Annotated in this window: 15 protein-coding genes; 8 read left to right on the forward strand and 7 right to left on the reverse strand. The window is 71.9% G+C overall.

Annotated elements, in window-relative coordinates:
• Positions 1-32 precede the first annotated feature (32 nt).
• Together scy and mce are read right to left on the reverse strand one after the other, a co-directional pair.
• Positions 33-3,884: a polarized growth protein Scy gene (gene scy, locus L3078_RS31395; protein WP_239757316.1), complete on the reverse strand. Its 3,852-nt coding sequence runs from the start codon at positions 3,882-3,884 to the stop codon at positions 33-35.
• A gap of 275 nt (positions 3,885-4,159) precedes the next feature.
• Entirely contained in the window at positions 4,160-4,600 is a 441-nt protein-coding gene (gene mce, locus L3078_RS31400; protein WP_239757317.1) for a methylmalonyl-CoA epimerase, read from the reverse strand.
• Positions 4,601-4,748: 148 nt separating this feature from the next.
• Between mce and L3078_RS31405 the strand changes: the two genes are divergently transcribed.
• The 3 genes from L3078_RS31405 (at position 4,749) to L3078_RS31415 (ending at position 8,535) form a co-directional block, all read left to right on the forward strand.
• Positions 4,749-5,951 carry an acetyl-CoA C-acetyltransferase gene (locus L3078_RS31405; protein WP_239757318.1) on the forward strand — a complete coding sequence of 401 codons (1,203 nt, stop codon included), beginning with the start codon at positions 4,749-4,751 and terminating at the stop codon, positions 5,949-5,951.
• Positions 5,952-6,013: 62 nt separating this feature from the next.
• Positions 6,014-6,970 (forward strand): methylmalonyl Co-A mutase-associated GTPase MeaB, encoded by a 957-nt coding sequence (gene meaB / locus L3078_RS31410; protein ID WP_239757319.1) that lies wholly within the window; start codon positions 6,014-6,016, stop codon positions 6,968-6,970.
• Between the two features lie 287 nt (positions 6,971-7,257).
• Positions 7,258-8,535, forward strand: a complete 1,278-nt coding sequence (locus L3078_RS31415) for an MFS transporter (protein WP_239757320.1) — start codon at positions 7,258-7,260, stop codon at positions 8,533-8,535.
• A gap of 206 nt (positions 8,536-8,741) precedes the next feature.
• Here L3078_RS31415 and L3078_RS31420 read toward each other — a convergent pair whose 3' ends face one another.
• Positions 8,742-9,458, reverse strand: a complete 717-nt coding sequence (locus L3078_RS31420) for a PepSY domain-containing protein (protein WP_239757321.1) — start codon at positions 9,456-9,458, stop codon at positions 8,742-8,744.
• A gap of 182 nt (positions 9,459-9,640) precedes the next feature.
• Here L3078_RS31420 and L3078_RS31425 point away from each other — a divergent pair, with 182 nt between their 5' ends.
• Together L3078_RS31425 and L3078_RS31430 are read left to right on the forward strand one after the other, a co-directional pair.
• Positions 9,641-10,309 (forward strand): response regulator transcription factor, encoded by a 669-nt coding sequence (locus L3078_RS31425; RefSeq protein WP_239757322.1) that lies wholly within the window; start codon positions 9,641-9,643, stop codon positions 10,307-10,309.
• Positions 10,306-11,733, forward strand: coding sequence for a sensor histidine kinase (locus tag L3078_RS31430; RefSeq protein WP_239757323.1), 1,428 nt, complete (start codon positions 10,306-10,308; stop codon positions 11,731-11,733). Before L3078_RS31425 ends, L3078_RS31430 begins: the two co-directional genes overlap by 4 nt.
• Before the next feature lie 120 nt (positions 11,734-11,853).
• Here L3078_RS31430 and L3078_RS31435 read toward each other — a convergent pair whose 3' ends face one another.
• From L3078_RS31435 to L3078_RS31450, 4 genes are all read right to left on the reverse strand, one after another.
• The gene (locus L3078_RS31435) at positions 11,854-12,330 is read right to left on the reverse strand and encodes a MarR family winged helix-turn-helix transcriptional regulator (protein WP_045558902.1); all 477 of its coding nucleotides are present in this window, start codon (positions 12,328-12,330) and stop codon (positions 11,854-11,856) included.
• A 136-nt stretch (positions 12,331-12,466) separates the two neighbouring features.
• The gene (locus L3078_RS31440) at positions 12,467-13,264 is read right to left on the reverse strand and encodes an AIM24 family protein (protein ID WP_239760534.1); all 798 of its coding nucleotides are present in this window, start codon (positions 13,262-13,264) and stop codon (positions 12,467-12,469) included.
• 2 nt (positions 13,265-13,266) lie between these two features.
• On the reverse strand, positions 13,267-13,917 hold the full coding sequence (locus tag L3078_RS31445) for an AIM24 family protein (RefSeq protein WP_033529327.1): 651 nt from the start codon (positions 13,915-13,917) through the stop codon (positions 13,267-13,269).
• 1 nt (position 13,918) lies between these two features.
• Positions 13,919-14,551 (reverse strand): AIM24 family protein, encoded by a 633-nt coding sequence (locus tag L3078_RS31450; protein ID WP_239760535.1) that lies wholly within the window; start codon positions 14,549-14,551, stop codon positions 13,919-13,921.
• A 178-nt stretch (positions 14,552-14,729) separates the two neighbouring features.
• Here L3078_RS31450 and L3078_RS31455 point away from each other — a divergent pair, with 178 nt between their 5' ends.
• The 3 genes from L3078_RS31455 to L3078_RS31465 all read left to right on the forward strand — a co-directional run bounded on the left by L3078_RS31455 (position 14,730) and on the right by L3078_RS31465 (position 16,286).
• Complete coding sequence (locus L3078_RS31455) at positions 14,730-15,074, forward strand: DUF3817 domain-containing protein (protein ID WP_239757324.1); 345 nt, start codon at positions 14,730-14,732, stop codon at positions 15,072-15,074.
• Positions 15,071-15,364 carry an MTH1187 family thiamine-binding protein gene (locus L3078_RS31460; protein ID WP_239757325.1) on the forward strand — a complete coding sequence of 98 codons (294 nt, stop codon included), beginning with the start codon at positions 15,071-15,073 and terminating at the stop codon, positions 15,362-15,364. The genes L3078_RS31455 and L3078_RS31460 overlap by 4 nt, the downstream gene beginning before the upstream one ends.
• 166 nt (positions 15,365-15,530) lie before the next feature.
• The gene (locus tag L3078_RS31465) at positions 15,531-16,286 is read left to right on the forward strand and encodes a hypothetical protein (RefSeq protein ID WP_239757326.1); all 756 of its coding nucleotides are present in this window, start codon (positions 15,531-15,533) and stop codon (positions 16,284-16,286) included.
• Positions 16,287-16,345: the final 59 nt, after the last annotated feature.

Consider the following 16,345-nt stretch of genomic DNA (forward strand, 5'->3'; position numbering starts at 1 on the left):
GGCGGGAAGATACCCGCAACACCCCGGCACCGCTAGCCGTCTGACGACTTGCCACCCGAACGGGTCGCACCCGCCGCGGCGCCCGTCTTGACTCCACCGTCCTTGCCGCTCGACGGGGCCTCAAAAGACTCCAACGCGACCAGGACGTCCTGGACACGGGAGATCTCCGCATTGATGTCCTCGCGGCGGCGGACCAGCACCTCCAGCTCGCGCTTGCCCTCCTCGACCGTGCGGCGGGCCTCACGGATCGCCTCGGCCTTCAGCTCCTCGGCCTCGCGGACGAGCGTGGACTTCTTCTGCTCGGCCTCCTTCAGCAGACCCTCGGCCTTCTTCACCGCGGCGATACGCACCTTGCCGGCCTCGGAGTTCGCCTCGGAAACGATCTCCTTGGCCTTCGCCGTCGCCTTCTCCAACTGCTCCTCGGCGGCCTTGATGAGCGCGTCGCAGCGGTCACCGGTGGATTTCATCGTCTCGGCGGCCTCGCGGCGGGCCCGCGTGTGCAGCGCCTCGATCTCGGCCGTGATCCGGTCACGCAGCTCCTCGGCCCGCTCCCTTATGGCGGTCGCGTCGCGGCGCGCGCCGATGAGCAGCTCGTCGGCGTCCGTACGGGCCTTCTCCACCGTGGAGTTGCCCTCGACGGTCGCCTCGGCGACCAGCCGCTCGGCCTCCTTGCGGGCCGCGCCGACCATGGAGTCGGCCTGCCCCTCGGCGTCCGCGGTGGTCTGCAGGGCCTGCGTCTGCGCCTCGGTGAGCAGCTTGTCGGCCTCGGCCGCCGTCTCCGAGATGAGCTTGTCGACCTGCTCGGCGGCCTCGGAACGCCGCTTGTTGGCGTCCTTGCGGGCCTGGTCGAGGGTGTTGTCGGCCTCCTCGCGGGCGTGCGCCATGAGCCGGTCGGCCTCGGCCTCCGCCTCGGCCCGCGCGCGCTCGGCGTCGGCCCGGACCCGCTCGGCGTGCTGTTGTGCGGAGCCCACCGTCTCGGCGGCCTCGGCCCGCAGCCGCTCGGCCTCGTCGGTGGCCTCGCCGATCAGCCGGTCGGCCTTGGCGACGGACTCTGCCCGGACCCGCTCGGCCTCCTCGTTGGTCTCCCGGGTCAGCCGCTCCGCCTCGGCCGTCACCTCGGTGATCAGGGTGTCGGCCTGGGTCGCCGCGTCCGAACGGATGCGGTTGGCGTCCTCACGGGCCTCGGCACGGGTGCGCGAGGCGTCCTGGTCGGCCCGCGCGACGGTGTCGGAGGCCTCCGTACGGACCCGCTGGGCGTGCTCGGAGGCATCCGAACGCACCCGCTCGGCCTCGGCGATGGCCTCCGCGACCGTGCGCTCGGCGAGCGACTTGGCGGCCTCCGACTCCTCCCGAGCCTCGCGGCGCACCCGGTTGGCGTCCTCGGTGGCCCGCTCCCGCTCCGCGTAGGCGTCGGCGCGGACCCGGTCCGACTCCTCCTCGGCCTCGCGGCGCATCCGGTCCGCCACGTGCTCGGCCGTGTTGCGCAGCCCGGCGATCTCCTCCTGGGCCTGCTCGTGCAGCCCGGCGACGGAGTCCCGCACCTGCTGGGCGTGCTGTTCGGCGGCAGACACCATCTCCATGGCGCGCCGCTCGGCCTCCTCGACCAGCCGTACGGCCTCGGCCTGGGCCTCCTCGACGCGTTTGCGCGCCGAGGCCAGCAGTTCCTCGCTCTGCTCGCGGGCCCGCAGCCGCTCCTGGTCGGCCTCCTGCCGGGCCGCGCCGAGCAGTTCCTCGGCCTCGCGGCGGCGCCGGGCGGCTTCCTCCTGCGCGGCGGCCAGCGTCTCCGAGGCCTCCGTGGCGAGCCGCTCGGCCGCGGCCTGCGCCTCCGCCCGTACCCGGTCGGCGGTGTCCTGCGCCTCGGACTTCAGCCGCTCGGCCTCGGACGCGGCCTCCGACCGCAGCCGTACGGCGACGGCCTCGCCCTCGGCGCGGGACGCGGACGCGTCGGACGCGGCCTCGTCGCGCAGCCGCTCGATCTCGGCCTCGGCCTGCGCCTGGAGCGTACGGATGCGCTCGGCGGCCTCGGAGCGCAGCCGGTCGCTCTCCTCGCCGGCCTCGCGGCGGATCCGCTCGGCATCGGCGCGGGCGTCGGTGAGCGCCTCCTCGGCGGAGGCCAGCCGCGCCTCGGCCTCGCCCTGCAGCCGGGTCAGCTCCTCGGCCGCCTCCGCCTTGCGGGTCTCGACGCCGCGCTCGGTCTCCTCGCGCAGCTCACGGGCGGCCCGCTCGGCCTCGGCCTTCAGCTCCTCGGACTGCTCCTCGGCCTCGGCGCGCAGCCGCTCGGCCTCCTTGCGGGTCCGCTCCAGCGTCTCCTCGGCCTGACGGCGCAGCGTCGAAGCACGTTCGATGGCCTCGGTACGGACCTTCTCGCTGTCCGCGGTGGCCGTCTGCCGCAGCTCGTCGGCGTCCGTGCGGGCCTTGGCGAGCAGCTCCTCGGCGGTCTTGGCCGCCTCCTCGATCTGCTGGACGGCCTCACGCCGGGCCTCGGAGCGGATCCGCTCGCCCTCGGCGACCGCGTCGGAGCGCAGCTGCTCGGCCTCGCCGCGCAGCCGGCGCGCCTCCTCCTGCAGCTCGACGGTCTTGGCGCGGTACTCCTTGGTGTCGTCCTTCGCCGAACCCTTGAGCTGTTCGGCGAGGTCGTGGGCCTCGGCGCGCAGCCGGTCCGCCTCCGCCTCGGCCTCGGCGCGGATGCGCTCGGCCTCCTCGGCGGCGGCCTTGGTGGTGTTGCGGGCCTCCTCGGACGCCTTGTTCAGCACGTCCTCGGCGGTCTTGGCCGTCTTGGCGAGCTGGGAGGCGGACTCCTCCGCGGTGATCGAGCGGGCCTTCTCGGCGGCCTCGGCGAGCAGCTTCTCCGCCTCGGCCCTGGCGTCCGCGACGACCTCTTCGGCGGATGCCTTGGTGGCCTCGGCCTCCTTGGTGGCCTCCTCGACCAGCCGGGCGACCTGCTCCTTGGCCGTACGGGTGCGCTGCTCGTTGGTCGTCTCGGCGGCGGTGACGACCTTGGCCGCGTTCTCCTTGGCCTCCGTGACCAGTTTCTCGGCCTCGGCGCGCGCCTCGCGCAGCGCCGCCTCCGCCTCCGCCATGCGCTGCTCGGCGGTCCGGCTCAGCTCGGCGGCCTGGCGGCGCGCGGAGTCCGACTCGGTGGCGGTGGAGGTGCGCAGCTGCTCGGCGTGCTCGGTGGCCTCCTGGGCCTGCGTGGACGCCGCGTTCAGCAGCCGCTCGGCCTCGGCGCGGGCCCGGCGCAGGATCTGGTCGGCCTCGCTGCGAGCGGCCTCCGAGTCGCTCTGGAGCCGCTGGCGGGCCTCGGTGGCGAGCCGCTCGGCCTCGGCGCGGGCGGCGGCCAGCGCCTGCTCGGCCTCCGCGCGCGACTCGTCGACGAGTCGGCGGGCCTGGGACTCGCTGCGGGCGCGCAGCTGCTCGGCCCACGCCACGTTCTCGTTGACGTGCGACTCGACCGTCTGGCGGCGCTCGGAGAGTTCCTGGTCGAGCTGCTGGCGGCGGGTGACCGCCTCCTGGTGCAGCTCCGCCTGGAGCCGCGCGGCCTGCTCGGCGTGCTCCTGGAGGATCCGCTGTGTCTGCGCCCGGGCCTGGCTCAGCTCCCGCTCGGCGTCCGCGCGCAGCTGGTCGGCCTGCATCTGTGCCTGGCGGAGCATCTGCTCGGCCTGGTACCCGAGGTCGCCGCCGCTGTCGTAGGCGGGCCGGGACATGAGGGTGCGGCGCGCCTCGTGCAGCTTGGCGCGCAGCACCTCGACCTGGTAGCCGAGGTCCTCGGCGTGCTGGATCGCCTTTTCCCGCTCGGTCTTCAGCCGCTCCATCTCGGCCTCGAACCGAGAGAGGTGGTCGACGTCAGCCGCCGGCTCTCGCTCCTGGCGTTCGTAGCCCCGCACTGCGCGGTCCCATCCGTCCCCTGGTCGCAACCTCTGGCAAACGAGCTCCGTCCAACCGCCGAACGGTGCCCCCGGGGAATGGTGTCAGATCAACGGCGGAGCACGGGCTGCCGCCCTCACCCTCGTCCCCCGAAACCTGGACCCCGGCCCTCGGGCGGCCGCTGATGGATCTCCGCGGCGCCCTTGGATCCCGCTCCTCGGAAGGCGGCAGGACCCGGGCCGTCCCCGCGAAGGCGACGGCCGACCCCAACCCTACCGGCCCATATGTACGGGGGTCAGTGCTCAGGTGACTCAACTGGCGCCGAAGTGACCAGTTCTGTCAGTACGCCATGACAATCCTTGGGGTGCAGGAACGTGATCCGTGACCCCATGGAACCGACTCGCGGCTCCTCGTACAGGACGCGTACGCCCTTGTCCTTGATCGCGGCCGCCTCGCCGTCGACGTCCGCCGTACCGAAGGCGATGTGGTGGACCCCCTCGCCGTTCTTGGCCAGCCACTTCGCGACGGTGGAGTCCTCCCGGGTCGGCTCCAGAAGCTGCAGGTAGGAGGCGCCGCCGTCGTCCGTGCTGTTGATCTTGAGCATGGCCTCACGCACGCCCTGCTCCTCGTTGACCTCGGAGTGGAACACCTCGAAGCCGTACGTGGCCCGGTAGAACTCGACGGTGGCGTCGAGATCGAAACAGGCGATTCCGATGTGGTCGATTCGCGTCAGCATGGTGTCAGTGCAGCGCTCCCGCGACGGTTACGCAACGTGCGCGCGATCACACCGACAGCCCGATGACGGCACGGAGTGCCACTCAGTACATTCGAAGTAAACCCTCGTTCACTCCTCGGCTTGCAAAGCTGGAAGGGGATCGCACCTCATGTCTGGTTCGAACGGCAATACATCGGTGATCGTCGCGGGCGCCCGGACGCCCATGGGACGGTTGCTCGGTTCGCTCAAGTCCTTCTCCGGAGCCGACCTCGGCGGCTTCGCGATCAAGGCCGCCCTCGACCGTGCGGGGATCGGTGGCGACCAGGTCCAGTACGTGATCATGGGTCAGGTGCTCCAGGCCGGGGCGGGGCAGATCCCGGCACGCCAGGCCGCGGTGAAGGCCGGCATCCCCATGAACGTGCCCGCGCTCACGATCAACAAGGTGTGTCTGTCCGGCCTCGACGCCATCGCGCTCGCCGACCAGCTGATCCGCGCCGGCGAGTTCGACGTGATCGTGGCGGGCGGCCAGGAGTCCATGACCAACGCCCCCCACCTGCTCCCGAAGTCCCGCGAGGGCTACAAGTACGGGGCGATCCAGATGCTCGACGCGATGGCGCACGACGGGCTCACGGACTCCTTCGAGAACATCGCCATGGGCGAGTCGACGGAGAAGCACAACACCCGCCTCGGCATCCTCCGCCCCGAGCAGGACGAGATCGCCGCGCTGTCCCACCAGCGCGCCGCCGCCGCGCAGAAGAACGGCCTCTTCGACGCCGAGATCACCCCGGTGGAGATCCCGCAGCGCAAGGGCGAGCCGGTCGTCTTCAGCCAGGACGAGGGCATCCGGGGCGAGACGACCGCCGAGTCGCTGGGCAAGCTGCGCCCGGCCTTCGCCAAGGACGGCACCATCACGGCCGGGTCCGCCTCGCAGATCTCCGACGGCGCCGCGGCCGTGGTCGTCATGAGCAAGGCCAAGGCGCAGGAGCTGGGCCTCACCTGGCTCGCCGAGATCGGCGCCCACGGGAACGTGGCCGGGCCGGACAACTCGCTCCAGTCCCAGCCGTCGAACGCGATCCAGCACGCCCTGAAGAAGGACGGGCTGGAGGTGGCGGACCTGGACCTCATCGAGATCAACGAGGCCTTCGCCGCGGTCGCCGTGCAGTCAATGAAGGACCTCGGCGTGTCCCCGGAAAAGGTGAACGTCAACGGTGGTGCGATCGCTCTCGGGCACCCCATCGGCATGTCCGGCGCCCGGCTCGTCCTCCACCTCGCCCTGGAACTGAAGCGGCGCGGCGGCGGTGTCGGCGCGGCCGCGCTGTGCGGTGGCGGTGGTCAGGGTGACGCGCTGATCGTGCGGGTACCCAAGGCCTGAGGCCCGTCGGTGTCCTCGCGTACGAGGTCACCCGTCTTCCCGGCATTCGGATCGGAGCTGTGATGCAGGACGTCCCCACGCTGGTGGCACAGGCCAGGGAAGGGCGGCCCCGGGCCGTCGCCCGGCTGATCTCCCTGGTGGAGGGGGCGTCCCCGCAGCTGCGCGAGGTCATGGCCGCGCTGGCATCGCTCACGGGCGGGGCGTACGTCGTGGGTCTCACCGGCTCGCCCGGCGTGGGCAAGTCCACGTCCACGTCGGCGCTGGTGACCGCGTACCGCAGAGCCGGGAAGCGGGTCGGGGTGCTGGCGGTCGACCCGTCCTCGCCCTTCAGCGGTGGCGCGCTGCTCGGCGACCGGGTGCGGATGTCGGACCACGCCTCCGACCCCGGCGTGTACATCCGTTCGATGGCGACCCGTGGTCATCTGGGCGGCCTCGCCTGGGCCGCCCCACAGGCGATCCGGGTCCTGGACGCGGCGGGCTGCGACGTGATCCTCGTCGAGACGGTCGGGGTCGGCCAGTCCGAGGTGGAGATCGCCTCCCAGGCCGACACGTCCGTGGTGCTCCTCGCCCCCGGCATGGGGGACGGCATCCAGGCGGCCAAGGCCGGGATCCTGGAGATCGGCGACGTCTACGTCGTCAACAAGGCCGACCGGGACGGCGCGGACGCGACCGCGCGCGAGCTGAACCACATGCTCGGGCTGGGCGAGTCCCGGGGACCCGGCGACTGGCGCCCGCCGATCGTCAAGACGGTCGCGGCGCGGGCCGAGGGGGTCGACGAGGTCGTGGAGGCGCTGGAGAAGCACCGGGCGTGGATGGAGGAGCGGGGGGTTCTCGCGGAGCGACGCCGGTCGCGTGCGGCGCGTGAGGTGGAAGCGATCGCGATGACCGCGCTGCGGGAGCGGATCGGGGACCTGCACGGTGACCGTCGGCTGGATGCCCTGGCCGAGCGCATCGTGACGGGCGAGCTGGATCCGTATCGGGCGGCGGATGAACTGGTGGCCGGCCTGACGGAGGGCTGACCAAGGGTTTTTCGCCCCCGCCGCCCCTACCCGTCCCATCCCAGGGGCTGCGCGCCCCTACGACCCCCGCGTCAAAGACTCGGGGCTCCGCCCCGGACCCCGTTCGCTCAGTTCCCCGCGCCCCTATGGAATGGCCGCAGGCCTTCCAGGGGCGCCCCCACACCCCCGAGCTGCTAGCTTGGCCGCGTGTTCACTCACCTTGCGTAGAGACGCCCCCCGCAGGCGACGTGCCGTCGTCGTGCGGGCATCGGTGTCCCTTTCACGCCTCCCGGTGAGGAACCTTTCGCATGTCCGCGACCTCCCCGCGGCCGTCGTACACGGCGGTGCTCCGCCTCCCGTACGCCCGCCGCACCTTCGCCGCCGCACTCGTCGGCCGGCTCTCCTACGGCATGGTGCCGGTCGCCGTGCTGCTCGCCGTGACCCGGGCGACGGGCTCGTACGCCGTCGCCGGCACGGTCATGGCCCTGTTCGGGGCCACCAGTGTCCTCCTGTCGCCCGCGAGGGCGGCGCTCGTCGACCGGTACGGCCCCCGCCGGGCGCTGCCACCGATGGCCTCGCTCTACGCCGTGCTGCTCGGGCTGTTGGCGGTGTCGACCTGGCGGCCGGGCGCCCCGCCCCTCCTGCTGGGCGCGGTCGCGGTGGCGGCCGGTGCCTGTACGCCTCCGCTCGGGCCGACGATGCGCACGGTGTGGAGCGACCTCGCCGCGGACCGGGGGCTGCTGCCGCGCGCGTACAGCCTCGACGGGGTCGCGGAGGAACTGCTGTTCGTGTCGGGGCCGTTGCTGGTGGGCGGGGTCGTGCAGATCGCCGCTCCGGCCGCCGCCGTGGCCCTGGGTGCCGTGCTGGTGGTGGCCGGGACCTTCGGGTTCGTCGCCTCCCCGGCCGTGGCGCGCGTGCCGGGGCGGAGCACGGTCCAGAAGGAGCCCGGGGGCCGACGGGGTTCGTGGGGCGTCGCCGGGATCGTGCCGCCGGTCGTCGCGGCCGGTGGCGTCGGGCTGTCGCTCGGCGCGCTCGACCTGCTGGTGCTGGCCTTCGCCGAACAGCGGGGCCACGGGGACGACGTGGTGGCCTGGATCTTCGCCGCGCTGTCCGCCGGGAGCGCGGTGGGCGGGCTGCTGTACGGCGCGGTCGGCTGGCGCTCCGGCGCCCGCGTCCGGCTGGCGCTGCTGACGGCGGGGCTGGGCCTCGCCCTCGCCGGTGCCGGGCTCGCCCCGGACCTCGCCGTCCTCACCGGCGTGGTGGTCTGCGCCGGTGCCTTCGTCGCCCCGGCCCTCACCACCGCGTACCTCGTCGCCGACGCCTCCGCCCCGCCCACCGCCCGCACCCGGTCCGGCGCCTGGGTCAACACGGCCGTCAACGCGGGGATCTCGACGGGAGCGGCCGCCTCGGGGCTGTTGGTCACCAGGTTCTCCCCCGCCCTCGGTTTCGCCCTGGCGGGGGGCGCGGCGCTGCTCGCGGCGGTCGTCGTGGGGCTGGGGAGCCGACGGGGCCGTGCGGCGGCCCCGGAGGCAGCAGCCGGAGGGGAGGCAGGCCGTGAGGTGAGCCGACCGCGCGAACGGCGGTAGGGGCACCCGGTGCCGGGTGCCCCTACCTGGGGGTGAGGAAGGCCGCGTGCCTCTGGGGGGAGCGAGGTGGCGGGCTTCCCGGTGTGGAAGGAGGGGGTCGGGCTCCCGTGGTGTGGGGGGAGAGCGCCGGTCCTCCTGGAGGTGGCTGCCGGCCGAGGGGGTCGGCCGGGTCCGTCCTCCCGGTGGTTCGCGGAGACCGCGGGAGGTCAGTCCTCCGTGCGGTCGGCGGTCAGCTTGCCGGAGTCGGGGTTCACCCTCCAGTCGCTGCCGGTGCCGTCGGCAGCGGTGGTGTCGACCTCCCAGGCCTGGTCGGCGCTCTCCTCGTCGAGGTCCACGGAGGTCACGGTGCCCTTGCCGGCGGCGGCCTCGGCGGCCTCGGCGGCGGTCACGGAGCTGCCCTTCAGCGCGGCCCGGATCTGCGCGGTCTCGGCGGCGTCGTCACCGTCGTCGTCGCGGTCGGCGTGCGTGCCGAGGACCTTGCCGGTGCTCGGGTCGACCTGGACGCTGAACCACTTGTCACCGGCGGTCAGGACGTCGACGTCCCACACCAGGTTCGTGCCCTCGTCGTCGAGGTCGGCGGAGACGGCCGTACCGGCCTTGGCCTTCAGCGCGGTGGCGATCGCGTCGGCGGCCGTGACCTGACCGGCCTTCGCCTCGGCCGCGTTCTCGGCCTTGTCGTCGGCGTCCTGGTCCGTGTCGCGGGCGGCCTGGTCCTCGGCCTTGTCGTCCGCCTTGTCCTGGGCGGTGTCGTCGGAGTCGTCGTTCACGTCGTTGGCGTCGTCGCGGTCGTTGTCGTCGTTCGACACCGACACGGTCTTCTTCGCCGGCGCCTCGTCGTCACCCGAGACCGCGATGGCGGTCGCGGTGCCGCCGCCGATCAGGGCGACGGCCGTGATGGTGGCGATGACGATGTTGCGCTTCATGAGGTTCCTCCAGAATGCGACTGGCTGCGACCAGTAACGGATGTTGTCGCCGGTCGCAGCGGGGCTTGTCCGGCTTATCCGCCTCGTCTGCTTTCGACGTGGACCAATCTGGCCGACCGACGCTGAAGCGGACCTGAAGCCCCCTGAAGACCGCTTCAGGTTCGGTTTGCCAAGCTGAACGCATGCGCCTGTTGATCGTGGAAGATGAGAAGCGGCTCGCGGTGTCGCTGGCCAAGGGCCTGACGGCCGAGGGGTACGCCGTGGACGTCGTCCACGACGGGATCGACGGACTGCACCGGGCGAGCGAGGGGTCGTACGACCTCGTGATCCTCGACATCATGCTGCCCGGCATGAACGGCTACCGCGTCTGCGCCGCCCTGCGGGCCGCCGGCCACGACGTGCCGATCCTGATGCTCACGGCCAAGGACGGCGAGTACGACGAGGCCGAGGGCCTCGACACGGGCGCCGACGACTATCTGACCAAGCCGTTCTCGTACGTCGTCCTCGTCGCCCGGGTGAAGGCGCTGCTGCGGCGGCGCGGCCCCTCGGGCGGCGCCTCGCCCGTGCACGAGGTCGGCGAGCTGAAGGTCGACACGGCCGCCCGGCGCGTGTTCCTCGCCGACGACGAGATCACTCTCACCACCAAGGAGTTCTCCGTCCTGGAGCAACTCGTCCTGAGAGCCGGTGAGGTCGTCTCCAAGGCCGACATCCTGGAGCACGTCTGGGACTTCGCCTACGACGGCGACCCGAACATCGTCGAGGTCTACATCAGCGCGCTGCGCCGCAAGCTCGGCTCCCCGCTCATCAAGACCGTCCGCGGGGCCGGCTACAGACTGGAGGGCCGCTCATGAAGCGCCGTCTCGGCTCGGTACGGGCCCGGGCGACCCTCGCCGCGACCGTCGTCGTCGCCGTGGCGCTGGTCGCCGCCGGGGCCGCCGTGCTGCTGTCACTGCGGTTCACCCTCACCGACAAGGCGGACGCGGAGGCCGACTCCGTGGCCCGCAACGCGGCCTCCGCGCTGGCGAACGGGTTCGCCTACGCCGAGTTGAGGCTGCCGGACGGCGACGAGAACCCGGTCGAGGTCCTGGACCGGAACGAGAAGCCCGTCGCGGTCGGCGAGGACGTCGAGGGCATGGACGTGACCGCCATCGACTCGGACCGGCTGAACTCCGAGACCAACGACGACGCCGACGACCGGGCGGAAGGCGACCAGGACGCCGAGGACGGGGGCAGCCTCAAGGCGGGCGAGGTCGCCGACGAGACCTGGTACGGCGAGGGTTCCGCGACCGTCGAAGGGGTCACGGCGGACTACCGGTTCGCCGGGGTCGACGTGGTCACGCCGGCGGGCGTGCCCCTCACCGTCTACGCGGGTGCCCCGCTCTCCACCGAGGAGGATGCCGTCGGCACCGCGCTGACGACGATGCTCATCGGGCTGCCGTTGCTGCTGCTGACGGTGAGTGGGGTGACGTACGTCGTCACCCGCCGAGCACTGCGCCCCGTCGAGGGCATCCGTTCGGAGATGGCGGCGATCACCGCGTCCGAGGACCTCTCCCGACGCGTCCCCGAGCCGGACACGCACGACGAGGTCGCCCGGCTCGCGCGCACCACCAACGAGACGCTGGCCGCGCTGGAGGCCTCGGTGGAGCGGCAGCGCGCGTTCGTCGCGGACGCCTCGCACGAACTGCGCAGCCCCATCGCCTCGCTGCGCACCCAGCTGGAAGTGGGCGCCGCGCACCCGGAGTTGCTGGACCTGGACGGGGCGGTCGAGGACACCGTGCGGCTGCAGAGCCTCGCCGCCGACCTGCTGCTGCTCGCCCGGCTGGACGCGGGGGAGCGGCCGCCGCCGGACGCGCGCTTCGACCTGGCGAGGGTGGTACGGGAGGAGGTGGCGTCCCGGGAGGGCGTGACGCTGGACGGCGTGGACTCCGTGGAGCTGCGCGGCTCGCGCAACCAGATCTGCCGCGTCCTCGGCAACCTCCTGGACAACGCCGCCCGCCACGCCCGGGACCGTGTCGCCGTCACGCTGCGCACCACGCCCGACTGGGCGGTCCTCCAGGTCGTGGACGACGGCGCGGGCGTCCCGCCGGCCGATCGCGAACGCGTCTTCGAACGCTTCGTCCGCCTGGACGAGTCCCGCGCGAGGGACGACGGCGGCGCCGGCCTGGGCCTCGCGATCGCCAGAGACATCGCGACCCGCCACGGCGGCACCCTGACAGTGGCAGACGCCCCGGGCGGCGGAGCCCTTTTCGAACTCCGGCTGCCCCGGGAGAGCTAGGGCGCCTCGGGGCCGCCGGTCACCCAGGGGCGCGGGGAACTGCGCGACCAGCCACGACGAACCCGCGGCCGACACTCGACCCGCAGCCCCCCGGCGCTCAACGGGCCCCCGAGCGGAGCGCTACGGCTTACCCCGGTGGCTCCGGAGGTGCTCCGCGATCGGCACCAGCGACTTGTGCAGCTCCTCCATCGCCTCCTCCGACAGCAGATCGATGAAGTGCCGCCGCACGGACGCGACATGATGCGGCGCCACCCGCTGCATCGTCGCCATGCCGTGCTCCGTGAGCACGGCGAACAGCCCGCGCCGGTCGGACTCGCAGTTCTCCCGGCGCACCAGGTCGGCGTTCTCCATCCGGGTGATCTGGTGCGAGAGACGGCTCTTGGACTGGAGCGTGGCGGCGGCGAGGTCGCTCATCCGCATCCGCCGCCCCTCCGACTCGGAGAGGTTCACCAGGATCTCGTAGTCGTTCATTGTCAGGCCGAACGGCTGCAGATCCCTTTCGAGCTGGTGCGTCAGCAGCCTGTTGACGTCCAGATGGGTGCGCCAGGCGCACTGCTCCGCATCGGTCAGCCAGCGCGTGGCCGTTTCGGTCTCCATGAATGAAGTCTACCTAAAATGTTGAAAGGCGAACTAGTGAGGGTTCGGTGGTGTCACTCGTACGGACAGGTCGGGTCTTACGGGTTGGAGCATGACAACGCGCACACGTTCGATGTCACACTCCGCAGACTACCGCTCACAGCCCGAAGCGACGCTGGAGGTCCCCCAGCTGTCCGGGAAGGCGCGGTGCCCCCGCCGGCTGTCCGTGATGCCCGGGTACCCCACCGCCGCCGGGTACGCCCGGCTCGTGCGGGACCATCCCCGTGGCCTGCTCGGCCATCAGCGTCTCGGAGGACTGGAGCAGCACCGTGCCCGCCCCGACGAACTCGAACTGGTGCTCCTCGCCGGAGGCCCCGCCGAGCCCCGTCATCGCACGTAGACCGCCCATGAGACCGGTCATGTAGCCGTGGTCGTAGTGGTGGCACGGCGAGGGGCAGTCGGCCCACCCGACCAGGGCCTGCGGGTCGACCCGGATGGGGGGCTCCATGAACACCACCGGGCCGTTGGAGGCCGCCACGAACTTGCCCGTGCCGATGAGGGTCAGGAAGCCCGGGACGATCGACTGCTTCAGCGCGAGACTTGGCTGAAAAGCGAGGAGGTTGCCCGAGCGAATGGTGAGGTTGCCGTCCTCCAAGTCATACGAATTGACGTCGAAGGCCCGGTCGGCGAGGAGCATCTTGCCCGAGCCCTGGGCCACCACCCAGTCGCTCGCGTGCAGAGGCGAATGGAACGAGGAGCGGACGAGACGGTCGAGTCCGCCGTGCCCGATGCCGTTGAACTCCATCTGCCCGTAGTAGGCGATCATCTTGCCCTTCTGCAGGAACCACTGGCTCCCCTTGAGCTCCACGCAGAAGGTGTAGTTGTTGACGTTGTCGTCGGACGGCAGCGTCATCGGGTCGTGGACGGTCGGACCGGCGACCGGGGCCCCGTACATGCTCACAGCTTCTCCTCCGAGGCCTGGACGTACACCGCACCACTGCCGCTCAGCTCCAGCTGGAACGCCTCGCCGGAGCCCCGGCCCACCATGTCGCGCCAGCCGAGCGCGGTGGAGAGCTTGTTGCGTACGTCGCCGTGGTGCGCCACGTACGCCTGCGGGTCGACATGGACCGGGCGCTGGGGGGTGATCGGGACCTCGATCACTCCGCCGTGCGCCATGACGGCGACGGCGCCGTGGCCCTTGAGGGTGGTGGTGAACAGGCCCTGGCCCGTCACCTGGCCCCGGACCATGCCCATGACGCCGCCCTGCGAGCCCATGAACATCGTGCCCTGCTGGAGGGTGCCGTCGAAGGCCAGCAGCCGGTCGGCCTCGACGTAGAGCGTCTCGCCGGTCAGGTTGATCACCTGGATGTGGTGACCGCCGTGCCCGAACAGGACGGTGCCGCTGCCCTCGACGGTCATCAGCGGCGTCGCCTCGCCCGCCACCCGACGGCCGATCATCGAGGCGATACCGCCCTGACCGCCCTGCATGTTGGGGGTGAACGACACCTCGCCCTTGTAGGCGAGCATCGCGCCGCGCTGGCTGAACAGCCGCTGGCCCGGCATCACCGTCGCCTCGATCATCTTCGAGTTGATCTCACGGAAGGCCATGTCAGACATCCCCCGCCACCGTGTTGCGCTCGCTGGGCTGGACGTAGACCAGTCCGTCGCCCTCGAAGCGGATCTGGAAGGCCTCGCCGCCGCCCTCGCCCATGAACGTGCGGAACGTCACACCGGACTGGAAGGACTGCTGGAGGTTGCCCTGGTGCGCGATGTACGCCCCCGGGTCCACCGTCAGCGGGTACTGGTGGCTCACCCGCAGCACCACCGCCGGACCGTCGGACATGATCGCCGCCTGACCGTGGCCCTCGATCGTCGTGGTGAACAGGCCGTTGCCCTGCGAGGCGCCGCGCAGCCCCGTGAAGCTCGTGCCCGTCCGCAGCCCGGAGTCCGTCGCGAGCAGATTGCTCGACTCCACGAACAGCTTGTCCCCCTGAAGATTCACGAGGTTGATCTCGGAGGCCCGGTCCGCGAACCAGCAGGTCCCTTGCCCGGTCACCTCCATCAACGTCATCTGCTCACCCGTGAGCCGCCGCGTCACCATCCCCCGCAGGCCCTCACCACCGCCGCTCAGTTTCTTGAACGACATCTGACCGTCGTAGGCGACCATCGAGCCGTTCTTCGCCTTCACGGCGTCCCCGGTCATGTCGACGGCCAGCACTTTGCTGCCTTGAAGTCGGAACATTGCCACGGGGTGACGTTAACCGGCCGATGGCCGGACAGGACAGGGCCCAGAGGGGGATCTCGACCCGAAGGGACCCTAGGGGACGTCCCGGGAGCGACGGATGTCAGAATGGGACCGCGCTTGTGCATCTGTTCACAAACAGACCCCACCGAAAAACAGACCCCACCGAAGGTGACCCGTGGACATAAAGACCGTCTCCGCCCTCCGCCGCCTGCGCCTCGTCTCCGCCCCCGAGGCCGTCTCCTTCCTGCTGCTGCTCGTCTGCTCGGTGCTGAAGCGGACCACGGAGTTCAACGCGGTGCCCGTCATGGGCTGGGTCCACGCCATCCTCTTCATCCTGTACCTGATCTTCTGGGCCGACGCCTGGAACCGTACGAAGTGGTCGCTGAAGACCGCCGCGCTCTACTTCGCCCTGGCCGTCCTGCCCGCCGGCGGCTTCTTCGCCGAGCGCAAGCTGCGCCGCGAGGCCGAGGACGCGGTCATCGCCGGCCGCGCCCGCAAGGAAGGGGTCGTGAACGCGTGATCGTCGCCTTCTCCGTGACCCCCCTCGGCGTCGGCGAGGACGTGGGGGAGTACGTCGCCGACGCCGTACGGGTCGTCCGTGAATCGGGGCTGCCGAACCGGACCGACGCCATGTTCACCTCGATCGAGGGGGAGTGGGCCGAGGTCATGGAGGTCGTACGCCGCGCCGTCGCCGCCGTCGAGGAGCGCGCGCCCCGTGTCTCCCTCGTCCTCAAGGCCGACATCCGCCCCGGCGTCACGGACGGTCTCACGTCCAAGGTGGAGACGGTGGAGCGTCACCTGTCCGAGTAGTCGTCGGTCGTACGGTCGACGACGGAGAACCCCGGTCCTTTGTGGGCCGGGGTTTTCTCATGCCGAGCTGTTTGAGCGATCGCTCAAATCGGAGTACGGTCGTGCCCAGCGCATTGAGCAGTCGCTCAAAAATTGCTGACGGACCGCATGACCTGGGGGAACGAGGATGGGGCTCTACATCGAGACACGCGTACGGGCGGATCTGGAGGAGGTGTGGGCCCGCACCCAGGACCCCGCCCTCCATCAGCGCTGGGACCTGCGCTTCACCGAGATCGACTACCTCCCGCACGCGGAGGGCGAGCCGCAGCGCTTCCGGTACGCCACCCGCGTGCTCCCGGGCCTGACGGTCGCCGGGACCGGCGTCTCGGCAGGGGAGAAGGAGCGCCCGGACGGCACCCGCACCTCGGCGCTGCGGTTCGCCTCGCCGCACCCGCTCTCCCTGATCGCCGAGGGCAGCGGCTACTGGCGCTACGTCCCGGACGGCGAGGGCGTCCGCTTCCTCACCGGCTACGACTACCGCCCCCGCTGGGGCCGCCCGGGCACCCTCGCCGACCGGGCGCTGTTCCGCCCGCTCATGGGCTGGGCCACCGCCTGGTCCTTCGACCGCCTCCGCCTGTGGTTGGAGCGGGACATCACTCCCGAACGGGCCCTGCGGCGCTGGCTCGCCGAGGCGGGCGTGCGCGGGCTGACGATCGTGGCCGCCTGCGCCGGGCTCGTGTGCGGGGCGCTCGCGGACCCGGCGGGCGTGCCGGCGCAGCTCGCGCCGCTCGCGCTGTTCGCGACGCCGGTCCTGGCCGTGTCGGCGGTCCTGGCCGCCCTGCTCGTACCGCCCCTGCCCGGCACCCCGTCCGCCCGCCGCTGCCTGCGGACCGCGCCCGCACGCGCGCGTGCGCCCCGGCTGCTCGCGACCCTGAAGGGATGACCGGCATGGATGCCACGACTCCGGGGCCCGGCCCGTCCCCTTCCGCGCCGTCCCCCTCT

This window comes from Streptomyces deccanensis (genome assembly GCF_022385335.1).
Lineage (GTDB): Bacteria > Actinomycetota > Actinomycetes > Streptomycetales > Streptomycetaceae > Streptomyces > Streptomyces deccanensis.